Origin of the sequence: Paraburkholderia flagellata (genome assembly GCF_021390645.1) — a bacterium.
Classification (GTDB): Bacteria; Pseudomonadota; Gammaproteobacteria; order Burkholderiales; family Burkholderiaceae; genus Paraburkholderia; species Paraburkholderia flagellata.
In genome coordinates, this window is sequence record NZ_JAJEJT010000001.1 from 612,559 (window position 1) to 630,339 (window position 17,781).

The window sequence follows — 17,781 nt, forward strand, 5'->3', positions numbered from 1 at the left end:
TGCGTAGTTTTGTGGGCGGCCGTACAGAAACCAGCAATTAGTTAAAGAGTTAACTTGTCCGAAATTCGAAAGTCTCTGTCCGCACGACCGCGCTGCAACACATTACATTGGCTTCCAGTTCGATACCGCGTTTGCGTATGCAGTTGCGCGAAAGCCGACCCCACGGAGTGAAGCGATGAAAGCCATCCAGTTCAAGTCCTTCGGCACGCCCGATGTACTCGAGTACGTCGATCTGCCCACGCCCGAGCCCAAAGCCGATAGCGCGCTCGTGCAGGTGCGCGCCGCCTCGGTCAACCCGAGCGACGTGAAGAACGTCTCCGGTCATTTCGAGCACACGGTGCCGCCGCGCGTGCCTGGACGCGACTTCAGCGGCGTGGTGGTCGCGGGCCCCGAAGCGTGGCTTGGCGCTGAGGTCTGGGGTACGGGCGGCGACATCGGCTTCACGCGCGACGGCACGCACGCCGAGTTCATCGAGGTGCCTGCGGCCGCGCTCACGCGCAAGCCCGCGGCGCTCTCGCACGCGCAGGCCGCGTCGATTGGCGTGAACTTCGTCGTGGCGTGGCTTGGCACCGTCGATTACGCGCGCGTGGCCGCGGGCGAAACGATCGCCGTGATCGGCGTGTCGGGCGGTGTGGGCGGGGCGGTCACGCAGATCGCGAATGCGCGCGGCGCGCGCGTGATCGGCGTGGGCCGCGAGGCGCCGCTTGCCGCTTCGCCGGCCGCGCGTCTCATCGACGCTTTCGTGCCCATGAACGAACACACCGCCGAACGCGTGCGCGAACTGACGGGCGGCGCAGGCGCGGACGTGGTCTACGACGCAGTCGGTGGCGTCGCGTTCGAGCTGGCGCTTTCGCTTGCGAAGCGGCGTGGCCGCGTGGTCGAAATCAGCGCAACGGGTAAGCGGCGCGTTGAATTCGACCTGATCGACTTCTATCACAACGAGACGCAGTTGCTCGGCGCCGATAGCGCGAAGCTCGGCGTGGCCGAATCCGCGCCGCTCATGCGCGCGATTGCCGAAGCGTTCGACGCGGGCCAGTTCGAGCCGCCCGTCGTGGCCGCGCACTTTCCGCTCGCGCGAGCACGCGAAGCCTACGAGGCGGTCGCGGCGGGCACCGCTGGGCGCGTCGTGATCGACATCGCCTGAGCGCCGAAAGACGAACGGGAGATGACGATGAAGGGGTATCTGGTGTCGTTTGCGGTCGGCGCGCTCGCGGGGCTGCTCTACAACGTGCTGCAGGTGAAATCGCCCGCACCGCCGACTATCGCACTCGTCGGGCTGCTCGGCATGCTGGCGGGCGAGAACGTCATCGGCGTCGTGCGCGCGTGCGTCGCGCATCTTGCGGGGTGAGCGGGCAATCCTCGCTCACCGCGCCCTTTTACGGATCGCCTGGCTCACGCCTCGGCGCGCACCAGCCGTTCAGGCAAACGTGCGCGTAGCGCACGCGCGTCGAGCGCTGCGAGATCCTTGTCGAGTTCGAGCGTGACGAGGTTGCGCGTTTGCGCGTCGATCGCCTTGCGCAGCGCGCCGAGGAATGCGGGCGGCGCCGCGAGCACGAGCGTGCCGTAGCGCGCGTCGTTGCGCGCCTTCGTGAGCGTCGTTGCGATTTCCGCCGCGAAGACGCTGGCTTCGTGATCGTGCTGGCTGGTGTCGGGATCGGTCGCGCTGCGCCCGAAGCCAACGCGGTCGGTGGTGCGCCCCGGTTTGTCGGTCACGAGGTTCTCATCCAGCATGCGGCCCTGCAGATGCAGCAGCGTCTCGATCTCGTCGATGGCGCCCAGCGGGCTTTCTGCGGCGAAAATGCGCGCGGTCACACGGTTGGCGACGACAATCCAGATCGTTTTCGACATGTTCGACTCCCTGCCATGACGTCCGGCGCATGGGGCCGCCGGGCGGTTGAGTGGACTCGCGCCACGCGGCGTGAACACCAAGGGTAGCGCGCTTCGGGCCGCGCGGGGCGGGAAGTGCCACCGCGCTCGTTTGCGTGCCGCTGGCGTTCGCGCCGGGCGCGAAGCATCGGGTCAGCGAGCGGCGTGCCCGCTGGCCGCTTGCCCTCCCGGAATTCGGGAGGATGATTCTCGCTGCTGGTGGATTATCTTTTCTGGCGGAAGAACCTAGTCTTTAGACTCCGCAGCGCGCTGCAATGGAGTCCGACATGAGCCCGAACGCCTCGAACGCCGACCGCATCCTCCGTTACCCGAGCGACGTCGCCTTCACGCCAACGGTCAAGGCGATGCAGGAGCGCCTCGGCTCCCGCGAACTCTATGCGCGCGTGGAGCGCGATCACGCCTGGGGTGTGGCGCTCACGCCAGAGATCCAGGCATTCATCAGCGCGCAGACGAGCGTGTTCCTCGGCACCGCGAATACCGAAGGGCAGCCGTACATCCAGCATCGCGGCGGTCCGGCGGGCTTTCTGCACGTGGTGGACGAGCACACCATTGCCTTCGCCGATTTCATCGGCAACCAGCAATACATCACGCTCGGCAACCTCGCCGACAACCCGAAGGCGCATCTGTTCGTCATCGATTATGCGCGTCGGCGGCGCGTAAAGATCTGGGGTCGCGCGCGCGTTGTGGAAGACCCGGCGCTGCTCGCGGAACTGATGCCCGAGGGCTACAAGGCGCGCGCCGAGCGGGTGATCGTTTTCACGGTGAATGCGTGGGACATGAACTGCCCGCAGCACATTCCGCGGCGCTTCGAAGCTGCAGACGTGAAGTCGGCGTTAGACGAGCGCGAGGCGCGCATCCGCGAACTGGAAGAGGCTGCGACGCAACGCGAGGCGCGTGTGCGCGAGCTGGAGGCGGAGGTCACGCGCCTGCGCGAAGGCGCCGCGGCGTGAGCGCTCGCTCGCACCGCGATGTGCCCGCAAGCGGGTTACTTGGCCTTTTCCGCCGAATTGGTGATGGCTTGACCGCCCTTCGAAATGTCCTCGCCAGCGCCAGCGATGGTGTTGCAGGCGGCGAGCGTCACGGCGAACAGCGCAAGTGCAAACGCGAGATAACGGCTCATTTCGGCTCTCCCTGAATCGAATCAACGTCGAGTGATCGTCGAATGTAAGCGGCGGCGGGCATGAGGCATGCGCGCCGCCGTTCTTTTCGATTCTACGCGCGAAGCGGGGCCACATGCGCCGAGGCTGCGCGCCAGACCCGCAAAGCCGTTTTCAGCGCCTGCGCGTCTTGCGCACGACGAGCCACTTGGGCGAGCGAAAGCGCACGATGCTCACGTAGAGCCACACGTAGGTGAGCGCGAACAGCACGACGAAGCAGAACAGGTGCAGCGTGTGGCGCCAGAACAGCGTGGCCGGAATCACGGCGATCAGACAGAGCAGCCACAGGTACGGCGAAGTGAACGAATTGCGCCGCGTGAGTTCGCGTGCGTTGCGCGCGCCCACGACCCAGCGCATGAGGCGCTTGTAGACGAGCATGTGCAGGTGCACGCCGTCGGGAATGCCGGGCGACATGCCGCGCACGAACTTCTTCCGGTAGATCGAGAAGCAGGTCTCGAAGATCGGATACATGAAAAGCAGCACGGGATACCAGGCCGACACGTCGCGGTTGCGCATGACGAGCAGGATCGCCAGCTCGGCGAGCATGAAGCCGATGAAATACGCGCCGCCGTCGCCCAGGAAGATCAGGCCCGCCGGGAAATTCCACATGAAGAAGCCCAGCACCGCGCCCATCATGATGAACGACGCGGAGAGCACCACGGGGTCGTGCACCTGGAAAGCCACGTAGGCGAGCGAGGCGAACATCATGAACGCGACCATCGAGGCAAGGCCGTTGAAGCCATCGATGATGTTGATCGCGTTGGCGAGTGCGGCGACCGCGAGCACGGTGATGACGAAGGAAATCGCCGCGTAGGAAAGTAAAAAGTCGAGCGGCGGCACGCTGATGCGCGTGACCGCGATGCCGAGGAACCAGAACGCGAGCGCGGCGGCGGCCATCGTGGAGATGAGGCGCGCAAGCGGCGAGACGCGCTTGGTGAGATCTTCGATCAGCCCCGAGCCGAACGCGGGCAGCCCGCACGCGACGATGCCGAGTATGCCGCCCGAAACGGCCGGATACGTCCCGTGCAACTGCGCAGCGCCCACGATGAGTCCCGCGAGAATGCCCGTTCCGCCGATGCGCGGCACTGGCCGCACGTGAAATTTCTGCACGCCCGCGAGATCGGAATCGACGGAGAACCTTTCATGCAGATGCGCGTAACGCACGATCAGCAGCGTGACCAGCAATGAAACGAGAAAGCCGAGGGCGAAACTGAGCATGAAAGGAAACCGCGACCGGAAGGAGGAATGCGCGATTATACAAAGGCGGACATGCCGCACCCGCGGAACCTCCTGTTGGCGGCGCCGCACGTCCACTCCGGTCAGGACAACGCGTTGCCTCGCGGCGCGCTCAGGTTCCCGGCGTGTCCGCCGGTGTGATCTCGAGCAGGATGACGTGGTCGGGCACGTTCACGGTCAGTTGGCGCACGTCGCGATGGCTTTCGAGCGGCTGCGCCGAAGCTAGCGGATCGTACAGGTCGACACGTTTTGCTTTTCCGCCAAAGTCGACATCGACGCGCGCGGGCGGGCTAGTGAGTGGCACTCCCGTCTCCCGGTTCCAGATAAGTGTCTCGTTCCAGAGCACCAGCAGGTAGCGACCGTCCTTCTTCTGCAGCAGCAGGCTGTTTGCCGATACCGGCATTTCGGAAAGCGTATACGCGAGCGTGCTGCGCGCCGCGGCGTTTGCGCGTCGCGTCGTGTTGGCGCTCAGGATCGACGTGAGATTGCGAATAGCGTAGGCCACCGGCTTGGGGCTGTTGTCGTTGCGAAAGAGCCCGTAATGCATTTCGTCGTTCTTGCGCGTCGGATCGGGTTTTTCGTCGAGCAGTTCATAGACGTACAGGCGCTTCACACCCGCTGCCGCAGCGTCCATATAACCGTTGAGAACGCCTTTGGCTTGTGTCTGCTCGTCGACGCCGAGCATGTACCAGCCTGCCTGGGGCAAAGAGAAGTAGCCGAACTCGGTGATGACGAGCGGCAACTGAAATCTCTGACCGAGGTGAATGGCGGCAAGCATCCACTTGTCGCCGTTCGCGTTCCAGAGCGGTTGCTCGCCGTTTTGCGGGTAGACGTGCTGATTCGCGTAGTCGGCCGATTTCGCGCGCGTCTCGACTGACTTGGGGTCGAAGCCGGTCGCGTCGTATACGGGCACGTCCTTAAGCTCCGGCATGCCGTGCACGCGTGCATAGAGGTCGCGCTGCACAGCGAGTCCGGCAGCGGCGCCGGTAAGACCTTGGTAAGCGACCGGAAAGTTGTTGAGTTCGTTGGGGCCTTCGATGGCAGCAACACTGCCAGGCACTTCGGTGTTCAACGTTGCAACCTGTCCGATTTGTTTCTCAAAGTCCGCGCCCATCAGAAAGTTGAATTTCACACCGCGCTGCGCGAGATAGACATAGCTCGAGAACGGGATGGACGAGCCGGGCGCGTAGTCGCGAACGTGGTGGATGCCGAGCCATGCCATATCGTCGGCGACGTTGTGCACGTTGACGTACGCGCCGTCGGTGTAGCTAACGTGGGTCACGACCGCGAGCGTCTGGAGGAAGTCCTCGGCTGGCATTGCCTGCGCAGCGCCGCTCGCGTGCGCCGCCGTTGCGCATGCGAGTGCGCAGAAGCCTGTCGCGAGGCTTTCGGCGATACGCGTGGCAAGCCACCCGCGCGGTTTCGTCTGCCCCACGCGTCGCAAACGCTGTGAGTCGGCTCGTCTGGCGAGCAGGATAGGGCTGAGTGCTACGGGATGCTTCACGGCGTATTCCTCACGTGGGGCGGCCGCCGGATGCGCGCGCCTTGGCACATGCCGGCGTCTCGATGGTTCTGCCCCTGTTGGAGCGGCATTCACGGCCCATTGTGATGCGCAGTTACCGCCTTTGTGTGTGCGACGGCGAACGGATAGATATTCCGCGAAAGATTAAGTTTCCGTTACAACGCATGCGTTATGTAAAAAATAAGGAATCCTTCATATCAATCGCCCCTGCATGGGGCACATCTGCGAACCGACCGCATCGGCAGGACAAGAAGTCCTGATTCCACGCACCTTCACACTCTCGCGAAGGACGTTGCCATTGCGCTATGTGCGCGAACGCACATAGCGCAATGCTCACATGCGCCTCGCCGTGCGGCTCCCGCATGGCGTGCCCGGCGTGCCGGCGTCGATCACAGACATTTGGTGGGATTGCGCACGGTCTGCCTGTTGCTCACGCCGTAATGTGTTGTCGTGGCCTTCGGGCGGGCGGCGATTGCATGGATCGCCCGGGTCATGGAGTCCGTGTGTCCGCGCGAGGCGGACGAACGCGCCGGACACAAACGTCTGACGAACACGACACGCACTGGGGCAGGGACATGTCTGAGTTAACGCAACGGTCAGAGCTTTCGCAACGTACGGTCGACATCGTGCTGCAACGTACGGTCGATGTCGTGCTGATCGTGCTGGGCGCCGTATGCGCCGTCCACCTGAATCTGAATTCCGGACAGGAGGCCGCGGTCCATCACCCCGATCCCACGCTGGTGGCTTTTTGCGCGGCGCTCGCCCTCTCTGTCTTTCCCGCTTGCGGGACCTATGGCACACGTGGCAGCCGATCGCCTTTCAGCGTCGCGGGCCGCACGGCGTTCGCCTGGCTCGCGGTGCAGCTTTGCGGACTCGTGCTGCTCTATGCGATTCATCACGATCATCTGCTGGCGCTGCCGTGGTTCATGTACTGGACATTGACGACGGGTATTTCTCTGCTGCTGTCGCACACACTGTTCTTTTCGGAATTGAGCGTGTTGCGCGTTACGCGTGCGTGGTGGCGCCGGGAGGATCTCGAGGTCGGTACGCGCGATACGGTTCGCCGTGCCGTCGTCGGGCATGCCCTGAAACGCCTCTTCGACGTCGTCGCGGCAGTGAGTGCGATCGTCTTGCTCTCGCCGCTGCTCGTCGTGCTCGCGCTGCTGGTCAAGCGCGATGGCGGCCCGGCGTTCTTCGGCCATACGCGCGTAGGACGCCATGGCAAGAAGTTCCGCTGTCTCAAGTTCCGCTCGATGGTGGTGAATTCGGAGCAGGTGCTCAAGGATCTGCTCGAACGTGATCCCGAAGCGCGCGCCGAATGGGAGCGCGAATTCAAGTTGAAGAACGATGTGCGCGTGACGCGGATCGGTCACTTTCTGCGCCGCTCGAGCCTCGATGAATTGCCGCAGCTCTGGAACGTCCTGCGCGGCCAGATGAGTTTTGTCGGCCCGCGCCCGATCATCGACCAGGAGCTCGAGCGCTATGGCGAGGCGAGAAAGTACTACCTGATGGCCACGCCGGGTATCACGGGCCTATGGCAGGTGAGTGGGCGCAACGATCTCGACTACGCGACGCGCGTTTTTCTCGACGTCTCCTATGTGGAGAACTGGACCTTCCGGAAGGACATCGGGATTCTGTTCAAGACGGTTTTCGTGGTGATCCGCGGTGACGGCGCGTATTGAGCGGCAAACGAGTTAGGGCGAGACGCGGTTGGGATATCAGGTATCCGGTTCACACGGCATGACCCGGAACGCGTGTAACGGATTGGGGGTGTTGCAATGGGACTCAATGCGATGGACTGGATCGGGAGTGCGCACGCGTGTATCGTGCGGAATTTAGGACTGGCGGGCGCGCTGCGCCGCGGGGCTACGTTTGCCGTTTGCCTGGCGCTCACGGCGCTGAGCGGCTGTGCCCTGGCGCCGGGCATGACTTACACCGGCGGGGGTAGCGCCGGGGCGAACACGGGCGCCCATGCGGCATCCGGCACGGCGGTGCCCGATAGTGTCGTGGCCAAGGGAATCGCAGGCGCGCCGTCCGGCAAGCTCGTCGAGATCACGCGTGACCTGGTGGACAAGGAGGCTGCGGAGCGGCCCAAGGGCATTCCCACGGACGTGGAACACATGTTCGCCAAGGCCACGCCGTATGAAATCGGCCCGGGCGATATTCTCACCATCGTGGTGTGGGATCACCCTGAGCTCAACCTGCCCGGCGGGGCCGGTGCCGGCGACGCTCCATCGGGCGCCAGTTCGGTTGCGTCCGGCTACACCGTCGATAACAACGGCTTTATTCAGTATGCCTATATTGGTCCGCTGAAAGTCTTGGGTCTGTCGGAGATGGGCGTGCGCGACGTCCTCGCGCAGAAGCTTGCGAAATACGTGCGTCAGCCGCAGATCACCGTGCGCATCGAGACCTATCGCAGCAAGCGCGTGTATCTGGACGGCGAGGTCAAGACGCCGGGCGTGCAAGTGCTCAACGACAGACCGATGACGTTGCCCGAGGCGATCAATCGCGCTGGTGGCTTCACCGCCAATGCCGACCGCTCGCATGTGTCTGTGACACGTGGCGACACTACCGTGGATATCGATATGCCGGCGATGATCCGCAAGGGGTTCAATCCCGACCGGATCGTTCTGCGCGATGGCGACCTTGTGCGGATCTTTGCGCAGACAGACAGCAAGGTTTTCGTGGTCGGCGAGGTCGAACGTCCTGGCGGCGTGATGTTCAACAACGGACGTATGTCGCTCAACGAGGCGATTGGCAATGCGGGAGGGATCAACCAGTCGTCGGGCGATGCATCGCAGGTGTATGTCGTGCGTGGACGCGATACCAGCGAGCCGGTCGTGTTCCATCTCGACGCGAGTAGCGCTTCGGCGATGGCCACGGCCGACTCGTTCGAGCTCAAGCCCAACGATGTCGTGTTCGTCGATACATCTGCTCTCGTGAAGTGGAGTCGTGTCATCAGCCTGATTCTGCCGACGACGCAGGCCGCGGCCACGAGCCGCGCGATTGGATACTGATGCCCACATGAACTATACAAAACACACGAACCGAGTCAGTCGACCTGTTCGCAATCGGGGGAACAATATGAATCACCGCGACTACCTTCTTGAAGGGCCTGCGGAGACGATCATGCCGATCGCCCCCGACGGCGGGCACATGGGCAATCTGCTGGACACGCTGTATGCGGGCCGCAAGACGATCCTGATCGTCACGATAATCTTTACGCTTATCGGCACCCTCTATGCGGTGCTGGCGTCCCCTGTCTATCAATCGGACATGCTCATCCAGGTGGAAGAGAGCCCGAGTGCGGCGAAATCGGCACTGGCCGATATTTCCTCTCAATTCGCCGTCAAGACCCAGGCGTCCGCGGAAATGGAGGTGTTGCGTTCGCGGATGGTCGTGTCGTCCGCCGTCGATGCGACCAAACTCTATATCAAGGCGACGCCGCGCTATTTCCCTGTGGTGGGCCGCTGGGCCGCGCGACATCTGAGCCTCGATGGCTGGTCGGGATGGGGCGGCTACGCATGGGGCGACGAGGCGATCGAGGTGACGCAATTCGACGTGCCGACGCGCCTGCAAGGCAGACCGTTCGTCTTGACCTACCGGGGCAAGGGGGTCTATACGCTCGAGGGGGGCGGCATCACGCTCGAAGGGCATGTGGGAGAAGTGCTCCACGCGCCGACGGTGGGCGGCTCAATCGAACTCCTCGTGGGCCGGATTGATGGGCAACCGGGCACGGTCTTCAATGTGATGCGCCTGTCCGAACTGAGCGCGATCCAGGGGCTGCAGACGGCGGTCGCCATTACGGAGAAGGGTAAGGAATCCGATGTCATTGGTGTTTCGCTGGATGGCGAAGACCCGGTGCTCACCAGCACCATTCTCAACGCGATCGGCAACGAATACATCCGGCAGAACGCCCAGCGCACGCAGGAAGAAGCGGAAAAGCAGATTGCCTTCCTCGATCGGCAACTGCCTCTGCTGAAGGCCCAGCTCGAAAAAGCCGAGAACGAGTTCAACTCATTCCGATCGGAGCACGGCGCCGTTAATCTGGATGCCGAAGCTTCGGCACTGTTGCAGAGTTCGGCGCTGGCGCAGCAGCGTATCGCCGATCTGCAACAGCAGCGCGCGCAAGCGATGGCCCGTTTCACCGACGACAATCCGGCACTCGTGGCCATCAACGGGCAACTGTCCGAAGCGCAGAAGTCACTGGAACACCTGGCTGGGCAGACTCGTGCGTTGCCGCCGGTGGAGCAGCAGCTCGTGCGCCTGCAGCGGGAAGTGACCGTCGATACGAACATCTACACGAATCTTTTGAACAGCCGCGAGCAGTTGCGTCTGATCAAGGCAGGGCGCGTGTCGAATGTGCGGATGATCGACGCGGCGGTGCCGCCAGAAGGACCGATTCGGCCCAAGCGCGCCATCATCGTGGCCGCGGCCGTGTTTACCGGCTTGTTTGCCGGCGCTGCGCTCGTGCTGCTGCGTCAGAGGCTCAACCGCGGCGTCTCCGTCGTGGACGAGATCGAAGCGGGCACCGGACTCGCAGTCTTCGCGGCCGTACCGCGCAGCCGCATTCAGCACTCGCTTACGCGTCGCCTGCCGCACGGCGCGCCGGGCGCGAACACGGTGCTCGCGCACAAGGCCGTGTTCGACCCGGCGGTCGAGAGCCTGCGCAGCTTCCGCAGTGCGCTCGAACATTCTCTGGAGGAGGCAGCCAATCGTGTCGTGCTGCTGGCGGGGCCGACGCCGATGGTGGGCAAGTCGTTCGTCTCGGTCAATCTGGCGGCCGTATTCGGTGGGGCGGGCAAGCGTGTGCTCCTCGTCGACGCGGATCTGCGGCGGGGCTCGCTGCACCAGCATATGGCAGTGCCGAGTAATCCAGGCGTCACTAACATCTTCGACCAGTGCCAAAGCTATGACCACGTGGTGAATCGCGATGTGATGCCGGGCGTCGACTTCGTTGCGACCGGAGGCTATGTGACGAATGCCAGCGAACTGCTGCGAACAGACGCTTTCAAGAATTTCGTGGCCTGGGCCAATGTGACGTATGACCTCGTGCTGATCGACGCGCCGCCAGTTTTGCCGGTAGCCGACGCCGGGATCATCGGGAAACTGGCTGGCACCGTGTTCGTGATCGCGCGCCAGGGCGCGACGAGCGTGGCTGATCTGCGCGAGTCCGTGCGTCGCTTTGAACAGGTTGGCGTGCCAATTCGCGGTGTGATCTTCAATGACATGACGTCGCGTCCGGGACGCTATGGCAACGAGTATGCCGCGTATGGCTATTCGAGCTACGGCTTTGCCAAGGATACGGGGACTGCGAAGGCGGAGTAGCCGGTGACTGCCGGCTGACTCGAACTTCTGTCGATGCAATATCGCCCGATCTTTTCGTCAGTGGCCGCGCCGCGGTCCATTGAATTGATGGTCAAGCTGCGCCTCAAGGGCTGGAGCAGATTCGACCTGCTTCAGCCCACGCCTTCACCTGCGATCTCGATGCGTTGCGTGATCGACGGTGGCGCCAGGTCGGGCCCGGCAGGCTGACTTTCCGCCTGCGCGAGGCGCGAACTCATCCCCGTCACGCGTTATTCGACCGGATCCGCCAATCGCACTAGCGGTTCCTTTCCACGGGAATTCGCAATCGATCCTTCAAAACCGGGTTTGAATGTGTGAGTTGGCGCCACATGAGCGACGGCGAACATTCGCCGATGCGAAGACCGGCGACACTTCAAGACATATGAATTGCATGGCGTGGCCCGTCGAATCCGGCCGTGAGCGATGCCTTCCACCTTGAGATGAAACACGTGCTTGCCCCCAATCTGATGATCAATGGCCGCTTCCTGGGTCGCCGTGCGACGGGTGTCGATCGCTTTGCGTTCGAGACGATCCGCGCGCTCGATCAATTGATCGAGTTGCGCGATCCACGCGTCGCCGGATTGCGGACCGAAATCATCGTGCCCGAAGCGCTGGCCGCCATGCCGAATCCATTCCGGCACGTCGCGCTGCGAGCGAGCGGAAAAGGCGGTGGCCTGCGCTGGGAACAACTGGCGCTTCCTCAAGCTGCACGCGGCCGGCTGCTGCTCAATCTCTGCAACTCCGGGCCGCTGATGTATCGCAGTCAAATTACGGTGCTGCACGACGCGGCGCCCGCGCGCGTGCCGGACAGCTACAGCAGGTCCTTTGTTGCCTGGTATCGGCTGATGGCGCCGCGTCTTGGACGCATATCGCGCCGGGTGATTACCGTGTCCGAATTTTCGCGGCGTGAGCTGTGTGACGCTTACCGGATTCCTGCGGACAAGATCGGCGTCGTGTCGGAGAGCGGCGAGCACATGTTGCGTGTGCAACAGGATGGGGGCGCGACGGCAAACTCGTTCGGCGAGCGCCCATTCGTACTTGCGGTGGGCAGCCTCAACCGTCACAAGAATTTTCAGCTTGTGGCCGAGGCCGCGCGACTCATCCGCGACGCGCAGTTCGACATCGTCGTGGTGGGCGGCGGCGATGCACGCGTCTACGGAACGGGCCAGGACGCGTTGCCCGAGTTCGTGAAGCACCTCGGGTACGTGACTGACGGCGAACTCGCGGCGCTCTATCGGCGCGCAGCCTGCTTCGTTTATCCGTCGCGTTACGAGGGCTTCGGACTGCCGCCAGTCGAGGCGCTGGCGCTTGGCTGCCCCGTCATCGCTTCGCGGTTGCCGGCTGTCGAGGAGGCGTGCAGCGACGCCGTGCTCTACACCTCACCGGACGATCCTGCTGAGCTCGCGAGCCTGCTTGAACGAATCACGAGCGATGCCGCGTTGCGTGACAGTCTGCGCGAGCGAGGCCGCGCCCGGACTGCAGAACTCACCTGGCAAGCGACTGCCACCAGGTTGATCGAGGAGATCTCACCGTGGCTAACGTAACGCTTGCATCCAATCTAGCCAACGATACACGCCGGTTCGGCCGTGTCGCGCTCGTGCATGAGTGGCTCGTCACCTACGCGGGATCGGAAAAGGTAGTCGAGCAGATTCTTCAGCTGTTTCCCCAGGCGGATCTCTACAGCGTCGTCGACTTCTTCCCGGACTCGCTGCGTGGGGTGCTGGGTGGAAGACATGCCACGACCTCGTTCATTCAACATTTGCCGCGGGCGCGCAAATCGTTTCGCAGCTACCTGCCGCTCATGCCGCTGGCTATCGAGCAGTTCGATCTCTCGTCGTACGATCTCGTGATTTCTTCGAGCCATGCGGTGGCGAAGGGCATCTTGACGGGGCCCAACCAGGTGCACGTCAGTTATGTCCATTCGCCGATTCGCTACGCGTGGGATCTGCAGCATCAGTATCTGTGCGAGGCCGGGCTGCAGCACGGCATGAAAAGCTGGATCGTGCGCGCATTGCTTCACTACATGCGTATCTGGGACCAGCGCACGGCGCACGGCGTAGATGCCTTCGTCGCCAATTCCGTGTTTGTTGGGCGGCGCATTCGCAAGGCCTACGGCAGCGAAGCCGCCGTGGTCTATCCGCCAGTCGACGTGGAGCGGTTCGAATTGAGTAGCCACCATGAAGACTTCTATCTGATCGCCTCGCGCATGGTGCCATACAAGCGGATACCGCTCATCGTCGAGGCATTTGCCGCGATGCCGTCGCGGCGTCTCGTGGTGATCGGCGACGGCGCCGACTTTGCACGCGTCAAGGCGTGTGCGACGTCCAATGTGACGTTGCTTGGCTATCAGCCCGACGGCGTTCTGGTGGACTACATGCAGCGTGCGCGGGCGTTCGTCGTCGCCGCGGAAGAGGACTTTGGCATTTCGGTCGTCGAGGCACAGGCCTGCGGCACGCCGGTCATCGCTTTGGGTCGTGGCGGGTCACGGGAGATCGTGGTGGATTCGCCGGACCCCGAACGCGGCACGGGGCTCTTCTTCAGCGAGCAGAGCGTGGAATCGATCGTCGATGCGGTCGAGCGTTTCGAGCGGCAACCACCGCTCAAAGCGGAAGTTTGCCGTCGCAATGCGATGCGCTTTACGCAAGAGCGATTCAAGCAGGAGTTTTTAAGCGTGGTGGAACGCGCAATGGATGCCGACAAGGGGTTTGCCGATGTGCCGCCAGTGGTGCGGCGCTGGCATTCAGCCTGAGTTGGCGCGATAACGAGACCGTTCACGCATGAATGCTGGGTGAACGGATAGGGGTTTCGGCAAGTGGAACTGACGATATTCGGAGTCATCGTGTTCGTCGCCGGACTTGCGGCGCTCTACGCGTCGTATCGCGGCGCGATTTACTGCATGGCGGCGTTTGCCCTGTTCGGATGCACGCTCGCGTTCGGGCTGGGCGGCATCGGCATTTTGCCGGCGCAAGCCTTTCTCGCGTTCTTCGCACTCAGGGCATTCAATCTCGTAGGCGGGAAGGGGCTCGCTGACGCGGTCGCGCAGGGCAAGCCCGGCTTCTGGCTGCTGTGCACCTGCGTGTGGGCTGTGGTGGGTGCCATCCTGCTGCCGCGTTTGCTGGGCGGCGCGACACTCGTGTTCCCTGTCGACCGCAGCAGCCAGTTCATCATATTGCAGCCACTTGGCCCGGTCTCCGGCAATCTGTCCCAAACGATCTATTGCATTGCCGACGTCGTGGTGTACTGCTCCATGTTCGCATTCCTGAAATATCGTGGGGTGTACCGGACACTCGCAAACGCCATCTTTTTGCTCGCCGCGCTCGACACGCTTGCTGGCGTGATTGATATCGTTGCGCACGCGGCGGGCCTCGACATCCTCTCTTCCATCAAGACAGCGCAGTTCGCCGACTTGACTGGCCAGGAGATGGCCGGACTGGTTCGCATCAGCGGCACGTTCAGTGAAACCTCGGGTTTTGCCGCTTTTACGCTGCCGATCTTTATCTTTTGCCTGAATCTCTGGCTGGTCGGCTATCGTCCGAAGTTGTCCGGTCCCCTTGCGATTTCAACGGGATGCCTCCTGCTGTTGTCGACTTCGGGAACCGCGTATGTCGGTTTAGGGGCGTATCAGTTCGTATTGCTAATCAGCCGCCCCGGTGTGATCTCACGTTTCGCTACCGTGCGCAAGCAACGGCTATGGGTTGTCTCGGCATGTGCGGGCTTGTTGGGCGTGCTCTACGTGATCGTCTTTTTGCCCGGGGTGGTGAAAGTGCTCGGGGATTTCGTCGACGCCGCGATTCTGAGCAAGGCAGGTAGTGACTCCGGCGTTGAGCGGATGGGGTGGAACGCCCAGGCTATCACCAACTTCTTCGACACGTGGGGAATAGGCGTTGGGCTTGGCAGCATTCGTGCGTCGAGCTTTCTGGTGGTGCTTTTGGGAAGCCTCGGTATCGTGGGCGTGGTGTGTTATGGGATGTTCCTGGGCAAGACGCTACTGGTACCGGTGCCTGCCCATTACCCCTTCACGGAGCGCGCCGTCTGCTACGCGGCGCGGCACGCCATGATCTCGACGCTGATCGTGGCTTCGGCCTCGCTTAGCGTCTTCGAATTAGGTACATGTTTCTACATGTTTGCGGCCGCAGCGGGCGCACTCTCGCCGCGTGTGCTGCGACGTGTGCCCGCGCGTGGCGGATGGGTTGCCAGGGGGGCTCATGAATAAGGTTCACGCGTCGCTATCAAAGCTTGAACTGCTAGCGGTTTACTTTTCGTACGCGGTACGTTACCTGTACCCGCTCATCCTGATTCCTTATTACGGAAGAGTGCTGGGTTCGAGTGGTTACGGCGTGGTGTTGGCCGGGTTGTCACTTTCCAGTGCGCTCTGGCTGCTAGTCAACTTCGGGTTCTCTACCATCGGGGGACGGGATATCGTCCACACCGAAATCGCGAGCGAACGCGATACGATTTTTCGGGATCAGTTTACGGCCCGGCTGCTGTTGTCCATTCCCGGCGCGATCATCGGAGGCATTGCGGTTAGCCGGTCGGAAATTATTGCGAATGTGCCGCTTGCGGGCTTTTTCGTCGTCGCCGGAGGGCTGCTGTCCGCCTTTAACATTGGTTGGTATTTCACCAGCACGGGACGTCCGCGGACGAATGTCCTGATCGAAGTCCTGGGGCTCGTGCTTTCGCTCGCAATGATATTTGCCTTCATCCGGAAGCCGGCTGATGTCGACCTGGCATTTCCCGTGATTTTTGCCTCCAGCATGATCCAGACGCTGGTGGCCTACTGGCTGGTTCGAAAAGAATACACCGGCTTCATTGCTCCCCTGCGTGCGGCCGTGGGTCTGATCAAGCGCTCGGCTACGATCTTCATCTACAGTGGAACGGCGGTATTGGTGCTAGACGCATCCACCTATATCTTGTCGCTACTTGCCGCAGCTCCGGAAGTGAGTGCCTTTGGTCTTTCTGAGCGTCTGGTTGGCGCCGCGTTGAGCATCATGTCTCCCGCAGCCCAAATCCTGGCACCGAAGGTCATGTATCTGGTTACCCGTAACCCGGCCCGAGCCAATCTGCTTGCCCGGCGCACATTCGCGGTCTTCTTTCTGGGAGCGGTCGCGGGTGTGATCATCACGAGATTGCTCTCTGAATGGCTCATACCGCTAGTATTTGGACCGGAACTCCGTCATGCCGTCCCGGTTCTCAATATTATGGTTTTCATCCTGCCGCTTACCGTGTGCACGCGCGTATTGGGTATGTATTTCCTGATTCCCCGCAAGCTCGAGAGGCTGCTTGCATGGAGCGGCGTGATCAGCGCGGCGGTGAACCTGGTGGCGGCTATTCCGCTTGCCAGCCACTGGGGGGCCGCAGGTATGGTCTACGCGCGGATACTGGCGGAGGGTTCGTTGCTGGTGATGTTGATGATCGGAATCTGGCGCCTGGGACTGCTCCGGGAAATTCTCGGAATCAACGAAGGTTTCTCATTGCCTGCGAGATTCGGAAGATGGCTCGAATAACGCGGTCAACGAATCGTTTTGCACATGCGTCGTGGGGCGCGTGTGAGGTCTGTGGGCGCGTGCGGCAGGCAGAAAAGCGATGCCTGTCGTACCGATACCGCGTCAGTCACATTCCTGCGGGCAATGATCGATGAGGTCAATGATGGAATCGAGCTTCAGTTCGCGAGTCACGATGGCCGAGCCAATGAGTCAGCCTTCATTTCGCAAAGAACCGAGAATCTGCCTGATCTTCGCCACGCGTGGTCGCCCAGATGTTCTCAAAGACGTCGTCGCCTTCGTCGACTTGCAGAGGGTCAAGCCTGATCTGATGATCGTGTCCTGCGTCTCGGATGAGGACGTTGGCGATTTGTCCGTCCGACCTGGAATGATCGTGTTGAAGGGGCGGCCTGGGCTCACGACGCAACGTAATCACGCGTTGAATCATGTGCCGGACGACGTCGACGTCGTGATGTTTCTGGACGATGACTTCCTGATGCATAGCGAGTGGATTGCGGAAGTCCTCAAGGCCCTGGATAGCGATCCATCGATTGCCTGTGTCACCGGAACCGTCATCGCAGATGGCATTCATGGGCCAGGTTATTCCTTTGAAGAAGGGCGCGCCATCGTTGCCAGGATCGGTGATCTTCCGGAAAGGTTGATCGTCGCGCCGACCGGTGGTCCCTACGGGTGCAACATGGCGTTCCGCGCCAGCAGCATCGCTGGCCTCCGCTTTGATGAGCGCCTCGTTCTCTATGGCTGGCAGGAGGATCGTGATTTCGGAGGCCAGATCTGGAATCGGGGCGGTCTTGTCGTGCGCATCAATACTGCGCTCGGCGTGCACCTGGGCGTCAAGCGCGGCAGGGTGTCCGGTTGCAAACTTGGCTATTCGCAGGTCATCAATCCGTTCTATCTGGTGAAAAAGAAAACGATGCCTTTGCGCCCGGCCGTCGATCATGTCATACGCAATATCGCGAGCAATATCGTGCGAAGCTTTGCGCCGGAGCCATGGATCGACCGGCGAGGGCGCCTGGTTGGCAATTTGATCGGATTGTGGGACTTCCTTCGAGGAAGGCTGACGCCTGAGCGACCCGAGAGTTTTTAGAAATTGCCAGGTACGAGGCAGAACGCATTGAGAGCCGCTGGCATTGTG

Annotated in this window: 15 protein-coding genes; 11 read left to right on the top strand and 4 right to left on the bottom strand. The window is 62.2% G+C overall.

Annotation, left to right across the window (positions count from 1 at the left end):
• Window positions 1-175: 175 nt before the first annotated feature.
• Entirely contained in the window at window positions 176-1,144 is a 969-nt protein-coding gene (locus L0U83_RS02730; RefSeq protein ID WP_233880274.1) for a quinone oxidoreductase family protein, read from the top strand.
• A 21-nt stretch (window positions 1,145-1,165) separates the two neighbouring features.
• Entirely contained in the window at window positions 1,166-1,348 is a 183-nt protein-coding gene (locus tag L0U83_RS02735; RefSeq protein WP_233880275.1) for a DUF1427 family protein, read from the top strand.
• Between the two features lie 44 nt (window positions 1,349-1,392).
• Here the strand turns inward: L0U83_RS02735 and L0U83_RS02740 are convergent, their stop codons facing one another.
• Window positions 1,393-1,848 (bottom strand): host attachment protein, encoded by a 456-nt coding sequence (locus L0U83_RS02740; protein ID WP_233880277.1) that lies wholly within the window; start codon window positions 1,846-1,848, stop codon window positions 1,393-1,395.
• Between the two features lie 305 nt (window positions 1,849-2,153).
• Here L0U83_RS02740 and L0U83_RS02745 point away from each other — a divergent pair, with 305 nt between their 5' ends.
• A complete protein-coding gene (locus L0U83_RS02745; protein WP_233880279.1) occupies window positions 2,154-2,837 on the top strand; it encodes a pyridoxamine 5'-phosphate oxidase family protein in 684 nt (227 codons plus the stop codon).
• 35 nt (window positions 2,838-2,872) lie between these two features.
• Here the strand turns inward: L0U83_RS02745 and L0U83_RS02750 are convergent, their stop codons facing one another.
• From L0U83_RS02750 to L0U83_RS02760, 3 genes are all read right to left on the bottom strand, one after another.
• Window positions 2,873-3,007: an entericidin A/B family lipoprotein gene (locus L0U83_RS02750; RefSeq protein ID WP_158757106.1), complete on the bottom strand. Its 135-nt coding sequence runs from the start codon at window positions 3,005-3,007 to the stop codon at window positions 2,873-2,875.
• Window positions 3,008-3,158: 151 nt separating this feature from the next.
• Complete coding sequence (locus tag L0U83_RS02755) at window positions 3,159-4,262, bottom strand: MraY family glycosyltransferase (protein WP_233880280.1); 1,104 nt, start codon at window positions 4,260-4,262, stop codon at window positions 3,159-3,161.
• A 130-nt stretch (window positions 4,263-4,392) separates the two neighbouring features.
• Window positions 4,393-5,784 (bottom strand): glycoside hydrolase 5 family protein, encoded by a 1,392-nt coding sequence (locus tag L0U83_RS02760; RefSeq protein ID WP_233880282.1) that lies wholly within the window; start codon window positions 5,782-5,784, stop codon window positions 4,393-4,395.
• A gap of 593 nt (window positions 5,785-6,377) precedes the next feature.
• On the opposite strand from L0U83_RS02760, the gene L0U83_RS02765 reads away from it, so the two are divergent.
• The 8 genes from L0U83_RS02765 to L0U83_RS02800 all read left to right on the top strand — a co-directional run bounded on the left by L0U83_RS02765 (window position 6,378) and on the right by L0U83_RS02800 (window position 17,733).
• The gene (locus L0U83_RS02765) at window positions 6,378-7,484 is read left to right on the top strand and encodes a sugar transferase (RefSeq protein ID WP_233880284.1); all 1,107 of its coding nucleotides are present in this window, start codon (window positions 6,378-6,380) and stop codon (window positions 7,482-7,484) included.
• Between the two features lie 243 nt (window positions 7,485-7,727).
• A complete protein-coding gene (locus tag L0U83_RS02770; protein ID WP_233880286.1) occupies window positions 7,728-8,819 on the top strand; it encodes a polysaccharide biosynthesis/export family protein in 1,092 nt (363 codons plus the stop codon).
• A 112-nt stretch (window positions 8,820-8,931) separates the two neighbouring features.
• Window positions 8,932-11,130, top strand: a complete 2,199-nt coding sequence (locus L0U83_RS02775; RefSeq protein ID WP_233880287.1) for a GNVR domain-containing protein — start codon at window positions 8,932-8,934, stop codon at window positions 11,128-11,130.
• A gap of 458 nt (window positions 11,131-11,588) precedes the next feature.
• The gene (locus tag L0U83_RS02780; RefSeq protein WP_233883647.1) at window positions 11,589-12,692 is read left to right on the top strand and encodes a glycosyltransferase family 4 protein; all 1,104 of its coding nucleotides are present in this window, start codon (window positions 11,589-11,591) and stop codon (window positions 12,690-12,692) included.
• The gene (locus L0U83_RS02785; protein ID WP_233880289.1) at window positions 12,680-13,897 is read left to right on the top strand and encodes a glycosyltransferase family 4 protein; all 1,218 of its coding nucleotides are present in this window, start codon (window positions 12,680-12,682) and stop codon (window positions 13,895-13,897) included. The genes L0U83_RS02780 and L0U83_RS02785 overlap by 13 nt, the downstream gene beginning before the upstream one ends.
• A gap of 63 nt (window positions 13,898-13,960) precedes the next feature.
• Window positions 13,961-15,361 carry a hypothetical protein gene (locus tag L0U83_RS02790; protein WP_233880291.1) on the top strand — a complete coding sequence of 467 codons (1,401 nt, stop codon included), beginning with the start codon at window positions 13,961-13,963 and terminating at the stop codon, window positions 15,359-15,361.
• On the top strand, window positions 15,354-16,652 hold the full coding sequence (locus L0U83_RS02795; RefSeq protein WP_233880299.1) for an oligosaccharide flippase family protein: 1,299 nt from the start codon (window positions 15,354-15,356) through the stop codon (window positions 16,650-16,652). The genes L0U83_RS02790 and L0U83_RS02795 overlap by 8 nt, the downstream gene beginning before the upstream one ends.
• Before the next feature lie 172 nt (window positions 16,653-16,824).
• Entirely contained in the window at window positions 16,825-17,733 is a 909-nt protein-coding gene (locus L0U83_RS02800) for a glycosyltransferase family 2 protein (protein ID WP_233880301.1), read from the top strand.
• Window positions 17,734-17,781 lie beyond the last annotated feature (48 nt).